Raw genomic sequence first — 20,030 nt, 5'->3', positions numbered from 1 at the left:
CGGGGTCTTGCGCCGGTCCGCCCGGCCTCAAAGCTGGTGATCATGGGGTTGACGGGGTGTTTGGTGTCGCTCCACCCGGTCAACCTCATGATCACGTGGGGGGTGGGGGTTGAGGCTCGGGTCGGTGGGGGGTCTACTACCGGGGGTAGGATTGATTCGTGACTCGGTTGGGCGATCTTGAGCGTGCGGTGATGGACGTGCTGTGGGACGTGGTCCCGGGCACGTCGGACGGGGTGACCGTGCGTGAGGTGGCCGACGCGCTCGACGGCCGTGAGCTGGCGTACACCACTGTGATGACAGTGCTGGACCGGCTCGCCGGCAAGGGCATGGTGCAGCGGGAGCGGGAGGGGCGGGCCTGGCGGTACCGGCCGGCGGCCAGCCGCGAGGCGCACATCGCCCAGCTCATGCTCGACGCCCTCGACCTGGGTGGCAGCCGGGACGCCGCGCTGGTGCGGTTCGCCCGCTCGGTCACCGGCACCGAGGCCGAGGTGCTGCGGGCCGCCCTGGGCAGTGAGGCCGGCCTGACCGGGCCGGGTGCCACCGGTGGCGACACGGGCGGCGCCGACGCACTGACCGATCGACTGGACGGGCCGGCGGGCCGACGCCCCGCCGGCGAGGCAGCGGAGCGGTAGGGCGCACGCCATGGCGTACGCCGTGCACTTCGCCGCCACGATGCTGGCCTGCTATCTGACCGCCCAGGTGCTGTCCCGTTCGACCTGGACGTGGCGCAGCCCTCGGGTGGCGATCGTCTGCTGGCAGGCCGTCGGGCTGGCGCTGGGCCTCTCGGCGATGGGCCTGCCGATGGCGCTCGGGTTGAGCGCGTACGACCGACCGACCGGGTCAGCACTGCTCGCCCTGGCCGACGACCTCGCCCATGGCGCCCTACCGATCGGGGTGGGCACCTTCGAGCTGGCCGGCGTCGGGGTGGGCTTCGGCATCGGGGCGGTGCTGGTCACGACGACAGTTCGCAGCATCCACGGCACCGTACGCGCCCAGCGCCGCCACCGGGACCTGCTCTCCCTGGTCGCCCGCAACGACCCGGCCGCGCCGGGCGCGCTGGTGTTGGATCATCCGAGCGCTGCCGCGTACTGCCTGCCGGGGGTGAAGCCGCAGGTGGTGGTCAGCGCCGGCACGCTGAGCCTGTTGGACCGGGCCGAGTTGGCCGCGGTGCTCAGCCACGAGCGGGCGCACGCCAACGAGCGGCACGACCTGGTGCTGCTGCCGTTCACCGCGTTGTGCCGGGCGCTGCCGTGGTTCGGCTGGGTGCGCGACGCGCACGAGCGGGTCGCTCTGCTGGTCGAGATGCGCGCCGACGACAAGGCCCGCGAGCTGCACGCCGAGGCCCCGCTGGCGGGGGCGCTGCGCCAGTTCGCCGCCGCCGGGCACCGGATCACCCCGGCCGGCGCGCTGGGCGTTGGCGACCGGGATCTCGACGTACGGATGCAGCGCCTGCTGGTCAGTGACCGGCCGCCCCGGGTGCTCGGTGCCACCGCCCTCGCGGTCGCCACCATGCTGGTCGCCCTCCCGGTAACCCTCTTCCTGAGCTGACACCTCACGTCAGGCCACACGTCTGCCGCAAGATCGTGCTCGATCCAGGATCGAGTGGCGTCTGAGAGGCCACCAGGCCACGACAACCAGGTTCCAGCGCGATCTTCCACCGACCCCATGACTACTACGCCTTGTCGTAGACTTGCCTACGACAAGGCGTAGTAGAACTTACATGTAGGCAGACTACGTGTAGGGTGGCTATGACAAGGGAGCCAACAGCTATGGAGGGCTGGTCATGGACACCCTGCTCCTCGCCCGCCTGCAGTTCGCCACCACCACCTCGATCCACTTCCTGTTCGTCGTCGTCACGCTCGGGCTGGTCACCCTGCTGGTCGGCATGCAGACCGCCTGGGTGCTCACCGGCAACCCGAAGTGGGAGCGGCTGACGCGTTACTGGGGCCAGCTCTACGTGATCAACTACGTGCTCGGCATCGCCACCGGCATCGTGATGGAGTTCCAGTTCGGGCTGAACTGGAGCGGCCTGTCGCGCTACGTCGGCAACGTCTTCGGCGCGCCCCTGGCCATCGAGACGCTGGTGGCGTTCTTCCTGGAGTCCACGTTCCTCGGGATGTGGATCTTCGGCTGGCACCGACTCGGCAAGGGCGTGCACCTCGCGTTGCTCTGGGGCGTGGCGATCACCGCGTACGCGTCCGCGTTCTGGATCATGGTGGCCAACTCCTGGCTGCAGAACCCGGTCGGGTACGAGGTCCGCGACGGGATCGCCCACCTCACCGACTTCGGTGCGCTGCTCACCAACCCCAGCCTCGGCATGGCCCTCGGGCACGTGGTCTCGGCGGCGCTGCTGGTCGGCGGGATGCTGATGGCGGCGATCAGCGCCGGGCACCTGATCCGGCGTACCCCCGACTTCGCCCTCTTCCGCACCTCGCTCCGGATCGGCCTGGTCACCGCGGCACTGGCCATCACGATGGTGCAGGGCTTCGGTTTCGCCCAGTTCGGCCCGGTCGGCTCGGTGCAGCCGACCAAGTTCGGCGGCGACACCCCCGAGAGCCGGGCGCTGATCGCCGAGTGGACCACGCGCTTCGGTCCCGGCGACTACACCCCGCCCGTGCTCGCCAGCGTCGGACTGGGCTTCATGATTCTGATCGGCTTCACACTGGGTTGCGTCTGGCTCCTGCTGCCCCTGCTCTACCGGGACTGGATCATCCGACTGCGCTTTCCGCTCTGGCTGATCCTGGTCGGCCTGCCGCTGCCGTTCGTCGCGGTGATCCTCGGTTGGATCTCCCGGGAGGTCGGCCGGCAACCCTGGGTGGCGTACGGGCTGCTCCCCACCGAGCAGGCCGTCTCGCCGGTCGGCGCACCGCTGATGCTCACCTCGCTGATCGGGTTCAGCCTGCTGCTGGGCACTCTCGCCGTCACCAACTGGGTGCTGCTCGTCCGACACGCCAGACGGGGCGCGGCCGACCCGGCGCTCGGACGCCCACCGGCACCGCCCAGCGAGCCCGCCCACCCCGAACCCGCCCTCATCTGAGGAGAAGATCGTGGACCTCGCCTGGTACGCAGTGCTCGGCCTCTTCTTCGCGAGCTACCTGGTGCTCGCCGGCTACGACTACGGCGTCGGGCTGCTGCTCGCCCGCGGCGTCGGCCCGGCCGGGCGGCGCGAGACGCTCACCGCCCTCGGGCCGTTCTTCCTCGGCAACGAGGTCTGGCTGGTGGCCGCCGTGGGCATCCTCTTCGGCGCGTTCCCCCTGCTGGAGGGCGAGTTGCTCGCCGGCTGCTATCCGGCCGTCGTCGGCGCCCTGGTCGGCGTCATCCTGGTCACCGTCGGAGTGCAGTTGCGCAGTCGGCCCGGTGGCGAGCGCGGCCGCGCCCGCTGGGACCGCGTCGTGATGGTCGGCAGCGCCCTCGCCGCGCTGGGCTGGGGCGCGCTGCTCGCCGCGCTGTTGCAGGGCGTGCCACTGCGGAGCGACGGGCACGTCGCCGGGGTGACCCACCTGGCCACCCCGTTCGCCGCCGCCGCCGGGATCGCCATGGTCACGGTGGTCGCGGTGCACGGCGCGACCTTCCTCACACTGCGCCTCTCCGCCGGGGCCGCCGCCGAGGCCGGCCGTACGGCCCGCCGGCTGGTACCGGTGGCGCTCACCGCGGTCGCCGTGGCCACCGTCGTGGGCCTGCTCTCCGCCCGGGTACGCGACGCCGTGCAGCGACCGGCGGTGGCCGTACTCCTGCCGGTGTTGATCGTGGCGGCGCTGCTGGCGGCCCGCGCGGCGCTGGGCCGGCAGCGGCCGGGGTGGGCGGTGGTCGCCACCGGCGCGGCCCTGGCGCTGCCGGTGGTGCTGGTCGGGGCCGCTCTCTGGCCCTACGTGCTGGTCTCCACGACCGACCCGGACGCCTCGCTGCGGGTCGCCGACGCCGCCGCCAGCGTGCCGACCCTGCGACTGCTGGGCTGGGTGGCGCTGCCGCTACTTCCGGCCCTACTAGGCTTCCAGGCGATGTGCTGGTGGGTTTTCCGAGGAAGAACCGACGGCAGGGCACCGGTGTACTGGTGAGCCGCCGTCCGTTCGACCCGCGTCTGCTGCGCCGGGTCCCCGCGGCCCGGGGCGATCTCGCCGTGCTCGCGCTCCTGGGTGTGCTGGCCGCCGGGTTGATCGTGGCGCAGGCCACGGCGCTCGCGTCGGTGCTGGCCACCGCGATCGACGGCCGGGTGGATCGACCGGCGCTGGCCGGCTTCGTGGTCACGGTCGCCGCCCGTTCCGCCCTGGTCTGGGCGCAGGGCACGATCTCCGCGCGGGTCGCCGCCACGGTCAAGGCCACGCTGCGGGCCGACCTGCTCGGCGCGGTGGGCCGGCACGGACCCGGCTGGGTGGCCGGGCAGCGGGCCGGTGAGATCGCCACGCTGGCCGGGCGCGGGTTGGACGCCCTGGACGCGTACTTCACCGGCTACCTGCCGCAACTGGTGCTCAGCGTGACGGTGCCGCTGGCGGTGCTGGCCCGGGTCGTCTTCGCCGACTGGAGTTCGGCGGTGATCATCGCGCTGACGCTGCCGCTGATCCCGGTCTTCGGGGCGCTGCTCGGCTGGCAGGCACAGGCCGCCACCGAACGGCAGTGGCGGCGGCTCGCGCTGCTCGGCGGGCACTTCCTGGACATGGTGGCCGGGCTGCCCACGCTGCGGGCGTTCGGACGGGCCAGGGCGCAGACCGACGTGGTACGCCGGATGGCCGACGGTCACCGCGTCGCCACCATGAAGACGCTGCGGATCGCCTTCCTCTCCGCGCTGGTGCTGGAACTGGTCGCCACCCTCTCGGTGGCGCTGGTGGCGGTGCCGGTCGGCATCCGCCTGCTCGGCGGTGGGCTGGCCCTGCAGACCGCGCTGCTGGTGCTGCTGCTGACCCCGGAGGCGTACCTGCCGCTGCGGGCCGCCGGGAGCCGCTTCCACGCCAGCATGGAAGGGCTGACCGCGCTGGACGAGGCGTTGACGCTCTCCGCCGCACCCGCCACGCCCCGGGCCGCCGAAGGCGCCGCCACCCCGGACGCGCGGGCCGAGATCCGGTTCGAAGCGGTGACAGTGGCGTACGAGCGGACCACCGCGCTGCGCGACGTGACACTGACCATCCGGCCCGGCGAGCGGATCGCCATCATCGGGCCCAGCGGCGCCGGCAAGAGCACACTGCTCGGCCTGCTGCTCGGCTTCGTGGCACCGACCAGCGGCCGGATCACCGTGGACGGGGTCGACCTCGCCACCGTCGACAGCGACGCCTGGCGCCGGCAACTCGCCTGGGTGCCGCAGCGGGCGCACCTCTTCGCCGCCTCGCTGGCCGACAACATCCGCCTCGGCGCGGCGGACACCCCGGCCGACGTACTCGCCGCCGCGGTGCACGACGCCGCCCTGGACGACGTGGTGGCCGGCCTGCCCGACGGCCTGGACACCGTGCTCGGTGAGCGCGGTCACGGGTTGTCCAGCGGGCAGCGGCAACGGGTGGCACTGGCCCGGGCGTTCCTCCGGGCCGCCCCGGTGGTGCTGCTCGACGAACCCACCGCCCGGCTCGACACCGCGGCCGAGGCGGTGGTGCTCGACGCCACCCGTCGCCTGGTCGCCGGGCGGACCGCGGTGCTGGTCGCGCACCGACCGGCGTTGCTGGCCGACGCCGACCGGATCCTGCGCGTCGAGGACGGTCGGGTCACCGAGTTGACGCCCGAGCCGACCGGGAAGGTCACCCGATGAGCGGGCAACGCGAGCCGGCGGCAACAACCGGGCCGGCCTCGACCGGCCGGGTCGCCGCCGAGCGGGCCGTGCTGCGGCTGGCCCGGCCGTACCTGGGTCGGCTCGTCGGGGCCGGGCTGCTGGCGGCCGCCACCGAGTTCGCCGGGCTCGCCCTGATGGCCACCGCCACCTGGCTGCTGATGAGCGCCGCCGGTCAACCTCCACTGGACCGGCTCACCGTGGCGATCGTCGCGGTCCGGGCGCTGGCCATCAGCCGGGGCGTGTTCCGCTACACCGAACGGCTCGCCGGCCACGACGCGGTGCTCCGCATGATCACCGACGTCCGGGCCCGCGTCTTCGCCACCCTGGCGGCCCGCCGAGGTGCCACGCACCGCTCGGGGGACGTGCTGAGCCGCCTGGTCTCCGACGTGGAGGCCGTCCAGGACCTGTTGCTGCGGGTGCTGGTGCCCGCTTCGGCGGCGGCGGTGGTCGGTGTGCTGGCGGTCGCCGTGGCGGCGCTGATCTCCGTACCGGCCGCCGGCGCGCTCGCCGTCGGGCTGCTGGTCGCCGGGGTGGCGCTGCCCGCGCTGGCCACCGCGGTCACCCGCCGCAGCGCGGCCGAGGTGGCCCCGCTGCGGGGCGCACTGGCCACGGACGCGATCGACCTCACCCACGGTGCCGCCGACCTGGCCGCGTTCGGGGCGACCGAGGGCGCGCTGCGCGCCGCCGAGCAGCGCGCCCACCGGCTGGCCCGGCTGGAACGTCGGCTGGCCGCCACCGGTTTCGCGGTGGACGCGGCCGGCGTGCTCACCGCCGGCGCGACCGCCGCGGCGGTGGTGCTTGCCGCCCTCGCCGCCGACGTGCCGGGGGTGCTGGTGGGGGTCCTGGCCGTCGGCGCGCTGGCCGCCGTCGAGGTGACGCTGGCGTTGGTCACGGCGGCCCGGCAGTGGACGCAGCTGCGGCCCGGCCTGACCCGGGTGGCCGACCTGCTCGACGCGGAGCCGCCGACCGCGCCACCCGCGACCGGTCGTACCGACCTGACCGGCCCGCACGAACTGCGCTTCGTCGACGTGACGGTGCGGTACCGGGCCGGCGCTGCACCCGCCCTGGACGGGGTCAGCCTGGACCTGCCGGCGGGACGCCGGGTCGCGGTCGTCGGCCCGAGTGGCGCCGGCAAGAGCACACTGGCCGCCGTGCTGACCGGCACCGTCCCGCCCGCGTCCGGTCGGGTCACACTCGACGGTCACGACCTTTCGGCGTACGCCGAGGAGGCGCTTCCCCGCGCGGTCGGCGGGCTGCTGGCCGAGGCGTACGTCTTCCACGCCACGGTGCGGGAGAACCTGCTGCTCGGGCGACCCGAAGCGGGCGAGGAGGAGCTGACCGCCGCCACCGCCGCCGCCGGCCTGCTGGACTGGGTCCAGGCCCAGCCGGCCGGCTGGGACACACTGGTCGGCGAGGAGGGCGGGCAGCTCTCCGGCGGGCAGCGGCAGCGGCTGGCGCTCGCCCGGGCCCTGCTGGCCGCGCCGCCGGTGCTGGTGCTCGACGAGCCCACCGAGGGTCTTGACCCGACCGCCGCGGGCGCGGTGCTCGCGTCCGCCCTCGCCTTCACCCCCGCCGGGCACTCGGTGCTGCTGATCACCCACCGGCTCAGAGGGCTGGCCGAGCTGGACGAGATCGTGGTTCTCGACGGCGGCCGGGTGATCCAGCGCGGTCGACACGCCGATCTGGTGGCCGCCCCGGGCTGGTACCGGGACCAGTGGCTGCTGCAGACCGCCGCCGAACGCGGTTACCTGGCGCTCACCCCCTGACCCGGCTCCGGGGCGGACCAGGGTTCTCCCGGACGTCGACGCGCCGGGCTCCGTGGCAGGGTGGTGCCATGGCGCGCGGTGAGGACGTGATGGTCGACGAGCACCTGCGGGAGCTGGCCGCCCGGTTGCAGGGGCCGGCGCGACTCAAGTCCGGCCTGCTGACCGAGGCCCGGCACGGGCTGCTGGACGCCGTCGAGGCGTACCGGGAGAGCGGGATGCCACCGACCGAGGCGCAGCGCCGGGCGGTGGTCGAGTTCGGCTCACCGGCGCAGCTGCTCCCCTCCTGGCAGGCCGAGCTGGCGGTGGGCGCCCTGCGCGGGCTCTCCCTGCGGATGCTGGCGATCGCCGGGGTTGGTGTCTTCGCCGGCGATCTGACCTGGCGCGGGTCGAGCTGGAGTGGCGGGCCCCGCCCACCGGGCGGGTATCTGCTGCTCGCCAACTCGGTCGACTGGATCTGGATGAGCGCGTTGCTGCTCTCGGTGGCCGGTCTGCTGGTGGTCCGGGCGAGCGCGCGGGCGTCGCGGCCGGGCCTGGCCCTGGCGCAGCGTGCGGTGGGCACCGGTCTGACCGGCATCCTGATCCTCGGCATCGTGGCCGGCTCCGCGCTCTTCGCCTGGTCAATCGATCTCTTTGACGCGGCGCTGCACTGGCCCCCGATGATCATCGGGTTGGTGCTGGTGGGCGGCGGTTACTTCTCGCTGACCCGGGCGGCGCGCGGCTGGCTGCTGGCCACCCGCTGATCGGCGGCCGGACCGGAGCGGGTCAGGACGGGGTGGGCGGGCTCTCGGGGTCGAGGAACCGGCCGACCGTCAGTTGGAACTCGCGCCACCCGGCGCGCTCCCCGGCCAGCGCCCGCCGGCCGGAGTCGGTGAGCTGGTACGTCCGGCGTTCCCGGCCGCTGACAGTGCTCCAGGTGCTCGCCACGTGCCCGGCGCGTTCCAGCCGGCGCAGCGCCGGATAGATGGTGCCGGTGGGTAGGTCCAGGCTGCCGTCGCTGCGGGCCCGCAGCGCCTCGATGATCGCGTAGCCGTGCAGCGCGCCCTGTTCGAGCACGGCGAGCAGCAGAGCGTCGAGATGGCCGTGCAGCGCCTGGGCCTTCATAAGTAGCTACGCTACTTGTCGGGCGGCCGCTTCGCCAGCGGTGACCACCAGCAGGTCGGACCCGTGCGCCGACCGGCCACCGGGGTGCGGGCATCGGTCACCCAGGGCCGCCGACTAGGGTATGTGCCCAGAGTCACTCGCCGGTCGGAGACCCCGGTGGGTGGGCAACCCGAAGCACACGGAGGTCAGCGTGGCCCGCCAGTCGCCCCAACGGCCCGACGCCGACGAGCCCGAGCTCGACGACACCACCGGCGCGGCCCAGCCAGACGAGACCGAGGAGACCGACCGCCCTTCGGCGTCGATCGACCGTTCACTCTGGGACGAGCTGCGCATCGACCCAGTGGAGATCGCCCTGCCCGCCGGCACCGGCTTCACGCTGCGGGCGTACCGGCCGGCCAGCTCGCTGACCCCGACCGACGTGACCGAGCGCGACCAGGACGACCCGTTCCTCGCCCGCCGCCAGGCGATCGAAGAGGAGGAGGACGACGAGACCGTCGTCATCCTCGACGAGGAGCTGGCCCAGGAGTTCGCCGCCGAGGACGACGACGAGGACGCCAAGCGCCGCCGGGACGGTGCCGCCGCTGACACTGACACCGAAGAAGACTCGGACGAGGCCGTCGCGGACGAGGAGAACGACGAGGAGGTGCCGGTCTTCCTCAGCCACCAGGGCAAGCTGCTGCTGTTCAAGACCCCCGAGTCGCTGGTCAGTTTCATCCGATCCGGTGCGCCCAACGATCTGTCCCAACTGGACAGCTGGAATGAATTGTCCGAACGGGTGGAGCCGGCGGATATCGCTCCGCTCGACGAGGACACCTACGAACTCGACCTGGTCGTGGAGAACCTGCGCGGCGGGCACGACACGTGGGATTCGACCCTGCTGATCGAGGCCGGCGAGGTCGCGCGTGACCTCTCGTACGCATTGCGGCTGCCTGCGGTACTCGACATGCTCTCCGCCGGCTCCAGCCTCGACGACCTGGACGAGGCGCTGCGCGCCACGGCCAACGGTGGGATCGGCGCGTTCATGGGTCGCCGGCGGCTGAAGAAGATCGGCGCGCAGACCGCGAGTTTGGGTTGGCGGACCATTGTCGGCAAGATCTCTGCGGTGGTGGACTGGCGCGACTGACCCGTACCGGGGAGCATCAGTTGCTGGCAGAGGAAAGACCTGTCCCGGGAGGAGGACGACGCCGTGGCGCTCGTGCGCGTTTACTGCGGTCTGGCCTCGGCGGATCCGGCTGACCGACCGGCCTCCGCCGGCTCGACGCTGACGTCCGCTGTGGTCGACGACGCAGGCCGTCTGCTGCATGTCTGCGAGATCAGCGATGACGCCGCTGGCTACGCCCAGCTCGTCGCGCTGCTCGTGGAGCGGTCGGGCGGGCCGAGCGGTGCGGCCATCGCCGCCGACAGCGACGACCACACGGTCACCTCGCTGCTGAGCGCGGCCGGGCGACCCCTGGCGATCGCCGACGACGACTCGGTGGACGACTTCGCCGAGCGGTTCGCCGATGACGACTCCCTTGAGGAGATGCAGTCGCCTCCGGCCGAACGACGGGCGGTCGGCCTGGCCCGCGCGTTGCAGGCGGGGGCGCTCTCCGCCGTCACCCTGCCGGCGCCCCGGGACCTCGCCGGCTACAAGCAGGTGCTCTCGGCGCACGCCGCGCTGGCCAGTGGTCGACACTCCGCCGCCGTGGCGCTGCGCGAGGTTCTACGGGAGCTCTACCCGGCGGCCCTGCGCGCCTACCCGGACCCGGCCGAGCCGGTCTCGCTGGCCGTGCTGGACGCGCTGCCCGAGCCGGGCATGCTCGGCGGCACCGTGGCCCGGGGCCGCGAGGTGTCGGTCGCGGCGGATGCCATCGCGGCGCACCTGGCCGCCGACGGGGTCGCCGACGCCGATGAGATCAACGAAGCGGTCACCGCCCTGCGGGTCGCCATCTCCGAGACCCCCCGACGCGCCGCGGTCAACCGGGCCCTCACGTCCGCGGTGGCCGAGACGGTCCGCCAGGCCGTCGCCTCCGTGCGGGCCTGCGACGCCGGGTGCGAGGCGTTGGTCAGCGCGCTCAGCTCACGGGTCAGCACGCCGGTTCAGGCACCCGGCCGCCGGGCCGCCGCCCGTCGTGGCGAGTCCGTCGGTGAGCTGACCGGCCTGGCCGGCACCAACGCCGCCTTGACCGGCCTCTCCGGCGCCAACGCCGGACTGACCGGCGCCAACGCCGGACTGCGGTCGGTCCGACCCACCCCGCCCGCCGCCGATCCGGCACCCGCCGGGCGGCGCAGCCGCCCCGAGCCGGTCCCCGGCAACGCGCCGCTGGCGTCGCCCCGCCCGCTCGGGCCACCACCGGTCGCCCCGGCACCGGTCACGCCCCCTCCGGTCGCCCCCGCGCCGATGGCTCCGGCGGCGATGGCTGGCCCGCCGTCGCCCACGCTGCCCAGCCGCACCGAGTCGACCTCCAGCCGGATCGACGGCCCGACCAACCGACCGGTGTCCGCACCGCCGCCTCCGCCGCCCGGGATCACCCCGATCGCGCCGGCACAGCGCGGCATGGTGCCTCCGGCCGAGGCCGGTGAGCCGTTCCGGCCGACGCTGACCACCGCCGCGATCAACAACGCGCGGGCCGAACGGCAACGTACTGTCATTCCGCCCCGACCCAAGACCAACGGCGAGCCCCGGCCGAGCCACCTGCAACGGCCGGTCGACGAGCCACCCACCGGCGGCTTCAGCGCCACCGACCTCAGCATTCCGGTGCCGACCCCCCGGCCTGGGCAGGAGCCCGCGGCACCGCCCGGCTCCCGCGCCAACTGGCCGCTGGTCAACAACCCGGAGGACCCGGCCGACAGCTCACCGAACAACCCGGTGGCCTACCCGTACGGCGGAAGCCGCGGGGTGGACGCCCCGACCGACCCGGGCCGGGCCGACGGTCGCGTCACCCCGCCCTGGCTGGCGGACGACCTGCCACCGGAGCCGCCGATGCTGCGGCTGGTGGAGCCGCCGCCGCTGGCCGACCGGGCGCTGCGCGAAGGGCTCAACCCCGCCTCGGATCAGCACCTGGAGACGCCGCCGCTGCGCCTGGTCGACCGCGAGCAGGCCGCACGCAACGGCCGGGCGGCCGCCCGTACCGAGCGCGCCCCCGAGCACCGGCCGGCTCCCCCGGTCGAGCACCGGCCGCCGCCGATGGAGCACCGGCCGCCGCCGGTCGCCGACGAGGGTGACGGCGACCTGCTGATCTTCGCGCAGGCAAAGTCGGCCTGGTTCGTCGGGCACGCCGACGAGTCCGACCTGGACTGGTCGACCACCGCCGACACCGGCTGGCAGGCCGCGGAGCAGGCCGCCCGCCCGGCGGTGGGCGCCGAGACCAACGCCGGGCTACCGAAGCGTGTGCCGCAGGCCAACCTGGTGCCGGGTTCCCCGCTGCGCGAGGAGCGTCCATTGCGGATAGTGCGTGATGCGGCAAGCCTCGCCGAGAACACGACCGGCTACTTCCGGGGTTGGCGTCGTGGTCAGGAGATCGGCGGTTTCGCGGTGGGCGGTCGGCCCGGTCGCGAGGCGGCCGGCGGCTGGGACTTCAGCCGCGACCACGGGGACCGCGACGATGACCGCGAGTACGAGTACCGCTCGGCGGGCTACCAGTCCTGATCCTTTTCACCACGCGCAAGCGCCCTCAGTCAGCTGACTGAGGGCGCTTCCGTGTCTGCCGGAGAACCCCGGACACGACGACGCCGCCTCCTCGACCACGAAGACCCACGCGCCCCTACCAGGTGGGGGGCGGAGGGCTTGCGCGATCGTCAAGGAGGCGGCGTAGCGTACGGTGGCGCGGCGGGCAGGGTGCTACGCCCGATGGCGGCCGGAGCCACCACCGGGGCGTGCAGCGCCGCGATCAGGCCGGGGCGACAGCGCGCGTACGGCGCATGGTCAGCACGTACTCGACCAGCGAGATCAGCACGTGCTTCGTCGACTCCCGGTTACGGGCGTCGCAGGCCACCACCGGCACGTCGCTCGAGATCGCCAAGGCGTCCCGGACGTCCTGCGGGTCGTGGTACTGCATCCCGTCGAAGCAGTTGATCGCCACCAGGTACGGCAGGCGTCGGTGCTCGAAGAAGTCGATCGCCGCGAAGCAGTCGGCCAGCCGGCGGGTGTCCACCAGCACGACCGCACCGATCGCACCCCGCACCAGTTCGTCCCACATGAACCAGAAACGGGTCTGACCCGGCGTACCGAACAGGTACAGGATCAGGTCACGGTCGATCGAGATCCGGCCGAAGTCCATGGCCACCGTGGTCGTCGTCTTGCCCGGCACCTGCCGGGTGTCGTCGACGCCCACGCCAGCGGAGGTCATGATGGCCTCGGTGGTCAGCGGCGTGATCTCCGAGACCGAGCCGACCAGCGTCGTCTTGCCGACGCCGAATCCACCGGCGATAACGATCTTCGCCGACGTCACGCGGCCGCTCGGGTTCGGCGGGCGGTGCGACATGTCAGAGCCTGCGAAGTCCACTCAGCACCCTCTCCAGCAGTTCAGTGCCCACCGCGTCGTCGGAGTCGTCCAAAATGGTCGGCTCGTGGACCGCGACCAGGCCGTCCGTCGCCATGTCGGCGATGAGCACCCGGGCCACACCGAGCGGGAGCTGCATCCGCGCCGCGATCTCCGCGAGCGACTGCACGCGTCCGTCACACAGCGCGGCGATGTACTGGTGTTCGCGGCCCTGGCCGCCGTTGCCATTGGCAGCGGCCCGGCCGCGCACCGTCGTCTCGACGAGCGCCTCCAGCGCGATGTCGAGCCGGGGACGGGTGCGACCACGGGTCACGGCGTATGGACGGACCAACGCTCCGGTCGGTTCGTCACGATCGGCCATCTCGCCGCTCACCTCCTTCGCACCCGTTACCGGCTCCCACCGGTGAAACCCGTCGTTGTCGTTGTTGCAGTCGTGCCGACCTCACGATCGGCGAAACGTCAGCCCAGCATGCCCGCAGCCGCACGCGGCTGCGGGGTCAACGCGTCGCCCACCCGGTCGACCAGCAACGCCATCTCGTAGCCGACCTGGCCCACGTCGGAGCTGCGGGCTGCCAGCACGGCGAAGGACGAGCCGTCCGAGATGGACATCAGGAACAGGAAGCCATTGTCCATCTCCACGACGGTCTGCAACACCGCGCCTCCCTCGAAGCAGCGTGCTGCCCCCTGGGTCAGACTGACCAGACCCGACGAGATCGCGGCGAGCTGGTCTGCCCGGTCGCGCGGCAGATCCCGTGACGACGCGAGGAGTAGGCCGTCCGCCGACACGGCGACCGCATGCGCGACGCCGGGCACCCGGTCGGCGAAGTTGGCGAGCAGCCAACCAAGATCCTGCGTAGTTGTCATCCTTCTTGCTCCTTCTGCCCGCTCCCGGCCACCGGGCCTGAGCCAGACTGCGAGGATTGCCCTCCCGGAGTCGCCTCCGGGCTGGTCGGGTTGTCCGAGGTGCTACGCCCTCGCTGCACGCCCCGATGGTAGGCGGAGAGCAGGCCACGGACCGCCTCCGGGGAGCGCCGCTGGACCGAGGTGGTGGGCTTCTCCACCGCGCCGGGCACCAGCTGCGCCATCGGCTTGCGCTTCGGCAGACCGGTCGTGGTGGTCTCGCTCACCGGCGCCGCGCCGGCCGCCGCGGAGGCAGCACGCCAACCGTCGTCGGCCGCGGTCTGCCAGCCGTTGCTCTGCGGTTGGGGCCGGCGGTTCGGCAGGCTCTCGGCGAGGCTCGGGCGGGTGCCCTCGCTCGCTGTGGAGCCGTTGTCCCGCGGCGCTCCTCCGGCCGTCGGAGTGTCTGCCATCGGTGTGTTACCTGTCGTCCCGGGTGCTGTCTTGTGGCCTGCCCGACCGGTGGCCTCGACCGTGGGGAACTGCTGGGTCGCGGAGTCGCCGTTCGTCGCCGGCTGGGCGCCAGCCGCGGTCTCCTCGGAGCCCGGGCGACGGGTACGGAACCAGGCCGACTCGAGCTCCCGGAAGATCGGCAGCTCCATCGTCTCGTCCGCGTACCGCTGGCGGTTCTGTGCCGGTGGCTGCTGCGGCGCCGGCCGAGTCTGCGCGGACGCGGCGGCCTGGGCCTGCGGAGCCTGGGCCTGCGGGGCCGAGGTCTGCGGAGCCTGGGCCTGCGGAGCCGGGGCCGGCTGCTCACCGGGCCGCGGCACCCGCGGCAGTTCCGTCGTCATGTCCAGCGCCGCGGCGAGCCGCTCGGGCACCGGCGGGGTGGCGGTGTCCCGGTCGCTACCCGGCACCGGCGGCCAGGCCGGTGGCGCCGGAGCGCTGGCCGCCTGCGCGGGCGGCGCGGACCGGGGCTCGAACCCGCTGAACGACTGACCCGATGCGGGCGGCGCCGAGTACGGCTGAGCCGAGGCGGGCGGGGCCGAGTACGGCTGACCCGAGTACGGCTGACCGGACGCCGGCGAGGCCGATACCGGCGACGCCGACACCGGCGGACCGGCGTACGGCTGACCGGAGGCCGGCGCGGCGGACACCGGGGCGCCACCGTACGGCGCACCCGGGTAGGGCTGACCGGAGTAGGGCTGACCGGAGGCCGGCGAGGCGGAGACCGGCGCGCCCGAGTACGGCTGCGCGGAGACCGGCGGCGCCGAGTACTGGTGCGTTTCGGGGCTGCTCGGCAGCTGACGCGGGATGGACGGCTGCTGGCCGGTCGAAGGCTCGTCCCCGGCCCGGCGCTGCGGCAGCGGGTCGGTCCCCTGGCCGTTGGCCGAGCGGGGGGTGAACCCGTCGCCGCCGTTCGTCCCGGCCGCGCCCGTCAGATCGGACCAGGCGGGCATCGAGCGGTACGTACCACCGTTGGCGGGGGTCCCGGCGCCGTTGCGCGACGCGGGCTCGAACGGACGGCCACCCAGGGTGACCTGGTTGCCGGACGACTCGCTGGGGCGAGGGCCGTTGCCCAGGGCGGGCAGCGCGCCGAAGACCGGCGTGGGCCCACCCGACTGCGGACCACCGAACTGGGGGGCACCGCCCGCCGCCGGCAGCGCCGGGGGCTGCTGCACCCGGCCGGACAGCGCCCGGGGAACCAGGACCGAGGTGGGCAGGGTCACTTCGGCGACGGTGCCGCGGTCGTTGCCCGGGCGCAGCTCCACCCGGACCCCGTGCCGCGACGCCAGCCGGGCGACCACGACCAGGCCCATCATCCGGGAGACAGCCACATCCACCTGGGGCGGCGTCGCGAGCCGCTCGTTCAGGTCGTGCAGCTGCTCGGCGCTGATGCCGATGCCGCGGTCCTCGACGTACAGCGAGGAGCGGTCGCCGACCCGGCGGGCCTCGACCATGACCTGCGAGTCGGGCGGGGAGAACGCGGTGGCGTTGTCGAACAGCTCCGCGACGAGGTGCACCAGGTCGTTGACCGCGTGCGCGGCGACCTCGATGTCCCGGTCGATGACACCGAACTCGATCCGGGTGTAGTGCTCGACCTCGGACTGCGCGGCGCGCAGCACGTCGATGAGAGCGGCCGGCTCACGCTGCACACGGGTGGAGTCGGCGCCGGCGAGCACCAGCAGGTTCTCGTCGTTGCGGCGCATCCGGGTGGCGAGGTGGTCCAGCTGGAACAGCTCGGCCAGTCGGTCCGGGTCCTCCTCGCCGCGCTCCAGCCGGTCGAGGTGCCCGATGAGGCGGTCGACCAGGATCTGTGAACGGCGGGCCAGGTTGACGAACATGGTCGCGACGGAGGCGCGCAGCGCGGCCTGCTCGGCGGCGGTACGGACGGCTTCCAGGTGGACGGCGTTGAACGCCTCGGTCACCTGGCCGAACTCGTCCTTGCTGCGCACCGGTAGCGGCTCGGCGATCTGGTTGGCCAGCTGCACCGGGGACAACTGCCCGACGACCTGCGGGTCGCGCAGGCGGGCCACCGCCTGTGGCAGGCCGTACTGGGCGACGGAGAGCGCGCCCTGTCGCAGCTCACGCAGTGAGCGGGCCATCGAGCGGGCCACCAGGTACGCGAAGAGGATGGCCAGCAGCAGCATGCTGAGCAGCAGGCCGGTCTCCAGGAAGACCTGGCGCTGGACGTCGGAGCGGAGGCTGTCGGCCTGGTTGACCACTTCGCCGTCGAGTTTGCGCTCAACGGTGCGGATCAGCTTGGCGTTGGCCGTCATGGCGGCTTCCCACTGGTCCGGGCCGAACGGAGCGCCCCGCATGTCGCCGGTGGTGTTGCCGTCGATCCAGCCGGTGTAGTTCTGCGCCTGCCGGCGGTCGCCGCCCGCGACCGTCTGGTCGTGGAACTTCGCGTCGTCCGGGGTGGCGACGGCCTTGAAGCTCTGCAGAGCCTGCTGCTGGCCGGTGTCACTGGCGACGTAGTCCCTGCGCAGCGCCGGGGTCAGTCGCTTTCCGCCCTTGACGCCCAGCGCGCGGTGCACCACGACCCGGCGGGCGGCGAGGAACTCCTTCTCCCGGGCGACCGCCGCGGCGGCGCGCATCCGGTCGCTCAGCTGGTTGTCACCGGCGAGCTGCGTGGAGGAGTCACGGATGGCGAGCAGGTCACTGATCAGACCCTCGTACGCCTGCACGGTCTCGGTGAGCGCGAGCTTCCCGTTGAACACCTGGCTGCGGACGCCCGACAGGTCCTGCAGGTTCTGGTCGATGCTGTCGAGCAGACCCTCCAGGCTGCTCGGCAGGTCCTCGATCTCGGCCCGCTGCTGCCGGTAGGGGGCAGCTTCCTGGTCGACCCGGGAGTTCACCCGGTTGTAGGCCTCCTGGTACTGAGCCGTCGGCTGCGTCCCGTCCGCGCCCAGCAGCAGCACGGCGGCGGTCCGCTCGTCCTGCAGGGCGTCGACCAGGTCACCCGAGTAGCTCGACAGGTTGGCCAGGTCGCCAGCTCGGTTGGCATTGTTGAGCGTCTCCAGGTGGTCGACAAGACCACTGGTGCCCACCACGACCGTGGCGATGGTCGGCACGATCATGATGAGACCGAGCTTGGACCAGATCGGCATGTCCCGGAGCCGGCTGGCCGGCCGGCGCAGCCGCGACAGGAAGGAGCCCGCCGTCTTTGGCCGTTTGCTCACGTCACCGCCCTCGCGATTACAGCTTGAACGCGTTGCCCCGGGCAACGCCCAGCGACCGACCCGGCGGGTCGGACCCCCGAGATTCCATCACGCCGGTCGACAAGAAGAAAGCCCAGGTTGTCCCCAACCGAAGGTGTGATGAGATGTTGATGCGATTTGATAGCAGTCTGTCTGGCCGGAGTAACTGAAGGTAATGGAACATCCGCACCGCGTGGTCCTGCTAGCCGGCCCTTCTGGGTCCGGAAAGTCGTACATAGCGCAGCAAACCGGCTTGCCGGTGCTCTGCTTGGACGACTTCTACAAAGACGGCGATGACCCTACGTTGCCACTACGAAACGGCCAGGTGGATTGGGAATCGCCGCAGTCCTGGGACGCCCCCGGTGCGGTGGAAATCATTGCCCGACTTGCCCGTGAGGGTCGAGCCGATGTGCCGGTTTATGCGATCGGCGCTGATCGACGGGTGGCCACCCGGCCATTCGATGTCGCCGGTTCGCCAATTTTCGTGGCCGAAGGGATCTTCGCCGCCGAGATCGTCGAGGAGTGTCGTCGACTCGGCCTGCTCGCCGGGGCGTACGCGCTGCGTCGCCCGCGTGGGGCGACCTTCCTGCGCCGACTCGCCCGCGACCTGTCCGAGCAGCGCAAGGCGCCCCGGGTGCTGATTCGGCGCGGGGTGGCGCTGCTGCGGGCCGAGCCCGCGGTGCTGCGTCGGCAGATGGGCCTGGGCGCGGAGGCGGCCCGCGCCCGGGAGGTGCTGAGCCGGGTGGCCAGCCTGCTCGCCGGCCACCCGCACGGCTGAGCTCAGGCCAGCAACTTCGCGTACGCCGGCTTGATCACCTCATCGATGATCCGCAGTCGCTCGTCGAACGGGATGAAGGCGCTCTTCATCGCGTTGATGGTGAACCACTGCAACTCCTTCCACCCGTAGCCGAACGTCTCCACCAGCAGCGACATCTCCCGCGACATGGAGGTGCCGCTCATCAGCCGGTTGTCGGTGTTGACGGTCACCCGGAAGCGCAGGTCCCGCAGCAGGCCGATCGGGTGATCCGCGATCGAGTCCACCGCACCGGTCTGCACGTTCGACGAGGGGCACAACTCCAGCGGGATGCGCTTGTCCCGGACGTACGCGGCCAGCCGGCCGAGCGAGCCGTCGGGCGCGATGTCGTCGACGATCCGCACCCCGTGGCCGAGCCGGTCCGCTCCGCACCACTGGATCGCCTGCCAGATCGACGGCAGACCGAACGCCTCGCCGGCGTGAATGGTGAAGTGGAAGTTCTCCCGCTGGAGGTACTCGAAGGCGTCCAGGTGCCGGGTGGGTGGGAAGCCCGCCTCGGCGCCGGCGATGTCGAAGCCGACCACCCCGGCGTCCCGGTGCCGCACGGCCAGCTCGGCGATCTCCTGCGAGCGGGCGGCGTGCCGCATCGCGGTCAGCAGGGTGCCCACCCGGATCGTCAGGCCCGCCTCGACCGCCTGCGCGGTGCCCTCGGCGAACCCGGCCAGCACCGCCTCGACCACCTCGTCCAGGCTGAGGTCCCGCTCCAGGTGCTGCTCCGGGGCGAAGCGCACCTCGGCGTAGACCACCCCGTCGGCGGCCAGGTCGAGGGCGCACTCACGGGCCACCCGACGCAGCGCGGGCGCGGTCTGCATGACCGCCACGGTGTGCGCGAACGTCTCCAGGTAGCGCTCCAGGGAGCCGGAGTCCGCCGCGTCCGCGAACCAGCGTCCGAGCGCCTCCGGGTCGGTGGTGGGCAGTTCGTGGCCCACCTCGGCGGCCAGGTCGACGATCGTCGCCGGCCGCAGCCCACCGTCGAGGTGGTCGTGCAGCAGCGCCTTGGGAACCTTGACGATGTCCTCGTACCGGATAGTTGCGACCATGCTCAGACCCTAGTCAGCGGCCCGGACGGACCGGGATGGGACCGGCCGGGTGTCACGGCCGCCAGCCGTAGACCCGGTCCACGGCGAGGCGGATCACCAGTCGCCCGTCGGCGACCATGGCGGCCCGGTAGTCCGCCCAGTCCGGGTGCTCGCCGCGAATCCGCCGGTAGACCTCGACCAGCTCGTCGACGGTGGCGTCGGTGGTGGTCGCGGCCGGCTCGGTGAGGGTCACCGTGCCCTCGGCGACCGCGTACGCGCCACCGTCCGGCGTGCTCACGTGGAAGCTCGCCCGGGGGTCCCGCCGCAGGTTGCGTGCCTTCGCCCGGTCACCGGTGGTGGAGCAGCGGATCAGCCCCGGCTCGGCCAGGTAGTCGAGGTTGGACAGCTGGGGTCGACCGTCCCGGCGCAGGGTGACGAGCACTCCGCGTCCCCGCTCACCGAACAGCTCCCACAGGCCGTCGTTCACGGCGGCACCCGCAGCGGCGTGGGCACGGGGCGCGACGCTGGGCGACGATTTCGTTGACATGTCATCGAACTT

At 72.9% G+C, this 20,030-nt stretch carries 17 protein-coding genes; 10 read left to right on the top strand and 7 right to left on the bottom strand.

The features are described from left to right. Window positions 1-158: 158 nt before the first annotated feature. The 7 genes from QCZ28_RS03265 to QCZ28_RS03235 all read left to right on the top strand — a co-directional run bounded on the left by QCZ28_RS03265 (window position 159) and on the right by QCZ28_RS03235 (window position 8,255). Window positions 159-632 carry a BlaI/MecI/CopY family transcriptional regulator gene (locus tag QCZ28_RS03265; RefSeq protein WP_279515129.1) on the top strand — a complete coding sequence of 158 codons (474 nt, stop codon included), beginning with the start codon at window positions 159-161 and terminating at the stop codon, window positions 630-632. A 10-nt stretch (window positions 633-642) separates the two neighbouring features. After that, complete coding sequence (locus tag QCZ28_RS03260) at window positions 643-1,548, top strand: M56 family metallopeptidase (RefSeq protein WP_279515128.1); 906 nt, start codon at window positions 643-645, stop codon at window positions 1,546-1,548. 235 nt (window positions 1,549-1,783) lie between these two features. Beyond that, window positions 1,784-3,037 (top strand): cytochrome ubiquinol oxidase subunit I, encoded by a 1,254-nt coding sequence (locus QCZ28_RS03255; RefSeq protein ID WP_279515127.1) that lies wholly within the window; start codon window positions 1,784-1,786, stop codon window positions 3,035-3,037. A gap of 10 nt (window positions 3,038-3,047) precedes the next feature. Further along, entirely contained in the window at window positions 3,048-4,055 is a 1,008-nt protein-coding gene (locus tag QCZ28_RS03250) for a cytochrome d ubiquinol oxidase subunit II (protein WP_279515126.1), read from the top strand. After that, window positions 4,052-5,728, top strand: coding sequence for a thiol reductant ABC exporter subunit CydD (gene cydD / locus QCZ28_RS03245; protein ID WP_279515125.1), 1,677 nt, complete (start codon window positions 4,052-4,054; stop codon window positions 5,726-5,728). The genes QCZ28_RS03250 and cydD overlap by 4 nt, the downstream gene beginning before the upstream one ends. Further along, window positions 5,725-7,515, top strand: a complete 1,791-nt coding sequence (gene cydC / locus QCZ28_RS03240; RefSeq protein WP_279515124.1) for a thiol reductant ABC exporter subunit CydC — start codon at window positions 5,725-5,727, stop codon at window positions 7,513-7,515. The genes cydD and cydC overlap by 4 nt, the downstream gene beginning before the upstream one ends. A 68-nt stretch (window positions 7,516-7,583) precedes the next feature. After that, window positions 7,584-8,255, top strand: a complete 672-nt coding sequence (locus QCZ28_RS03235; protein WP_279515123.1) for a permease prefix domain 1-containing protein — start codon at window positions 7,584-7,586, stop codon at window positions 8,253-8,255. A gap of 22 nt (window positions 8,256-8,277) precedes the next feature. On the opposite strand, the gene QCZ28_RS03230 is transcribed toward QCZ28_RS03235, so the two are convergent. Continuing rightward, entirely contained in the window at window positions 8,278-8,616 is a 339-nt protein-coding gene (locus tag QCZ28_RS03230; RefSeq protein ID WP_030329010.1) for a helix-turn-helix transcriptional regulator, read from the bottom strand. A 160-nt stretch (window positions 8,617-8,776) separates the two neighbouring features. Between QCZ28_RS03230 and QCZ28_RS03225 the strand changes: the two genes are divergently transcribed. Together QCZ28_RS03225 and QCZ28_RS03220 are read left to right on the top strand one after the other, a co-directional pair. After that, on the top strand, window positions 8,777-9,739 hold the full coding sequence (locus QCZ28_RS03225; protein WP_279515122.1) for a DNA primase: 963 nt from the start codon (window positions 8,777-8,779) through the stop codon (window positions 9,737-9,739). A gap of 39 nt (window positions 9,740-9,778) precedes the next feature. Further along, window positions 9,779-12,244, top strand: a complete 2,466-nt coding sequence (locus tag QCZ28_RS03220; RefSeq protein ID WP_279515299.1) for a transposase — start codon at window positions 9,779-9,781, stop codon at window positions 12,242-12,244. A gap of 241 nt (window positions 12,245-12,485) precedes the next feature. Here QCZ28_RS03220 and QCZ28_RS03215 read toward each other — a convergent pair whose 3' ends face one another. From QCZ28_RS03215 to QCZ28_RS03200, 4 genes are all read right to left on the bottom strand, one after another. After that, window positions 12,486-13,079 (bottom strand): ATP/GTP-binding protein, encoded by a 594-nt coding sequence (locus QCZ28_RS03215; RefSeq protein WP_007455465.1) that lies wholly within the window; start codon window positions 13,077-13,079, stop codon window positions 12,486-12,488. Between the two features lies 1 nt (window position 13,080). Further along, entirely contained in the window at window positions 13,081-13,458 is a 378-nt protein-coding gene (locus tag QCZ28_RS03210; RefSeq protein WP_030329021.1) for a DUF742 domain-containing protein, read from the bottom strand. A 98-nt stretch (window positions 13,459-13,556) separates the two neighbouring features. After that, window positions 13,557-13,961 carry a roadblock/LC7 domain-containing protein gene (locus QCZ28_RS03205; RefSeq protein WP_030329023.1) on the bottom strand — a complete coding sequence of 135 codons (405 nt, stop codon included), beginning with the start codon at window positions 13,959-13,961 and terminating at the stop codon, window positions 13,557-13,559. Further along, complete coding sequence (locus QCZ28_RS03200; RefSeq protein ID WP_279515121.1) at window positions 13,958-17,620, bottom strand: sensor histidine kinase; 3,663 nt, start codon at window positions 17,618-17,620, stop codon at window positions 13,958-13,960. Before QCZ28_RS03200 ends, QCZ28_RS03205 begins: the two co-directional genes overlap by 4 nt. Before the next feature lie 460 nt (window positions 17,621-18,080). Between QCZ28_RS03200 and QCZ28_RS03195 the strand changes: the two genes are divergently transcribed. Further along, window positions 18,081-18,416: a hypothetical protein gene (locus tag QCZ28_RS03195; protein ID WP_279515120.1), complete on the top strand. Its 336-nt coding sequence runs from the start codon at window positions 18,081-18,083 to the stop codon at window positions 18,414-18,416. Between the two features lie 2 nt (window positions 18,417-18,418). On the opposite strand, the gene QCZ28_RS03190 is transcribed toward QCZ28_RS03195, so the two are convergent. Next, a complete protein-coding gene (locus QCZ28_RS03190; protein ID WP_279515119.1) occupies window positions 18,419-19,492 on the bottom strand; it encodes an adenosine deaminase in 1,074 nt (357 codons plus the stop codon). A gap of 52 nt (window positions 19,493-19,544) precedes the next feature. Beyond that, window positions 19,545-20,018: a PPOX class F420-dependent oxidoreductase gene (locus tag QCZ28_RS03185; protein ID WP_279515118.1), complete on the bottom strand. Its 474-nt coding sequence runs from the start codon at window positions 20,016-20,018 to the stop codon at window positions 19,545-19,547. Between the last annotated feature and the right edge of the window lie 12 nt (window positions 20,019-20,030).

This window comes from Micromonospora sp. DH14 (assembly GCF_029809455.1).
Lineage (GTDB): Bacteria > Actinomycetota > Actinomycetes > Mycobacteriales > Micromonosporaceae > Micromonospora > Micromonospora parva.
Note: the sequence above shows the minus strand (reverse complement) of the source record. Positions and strands in the feature narration are given on the sequence as shown.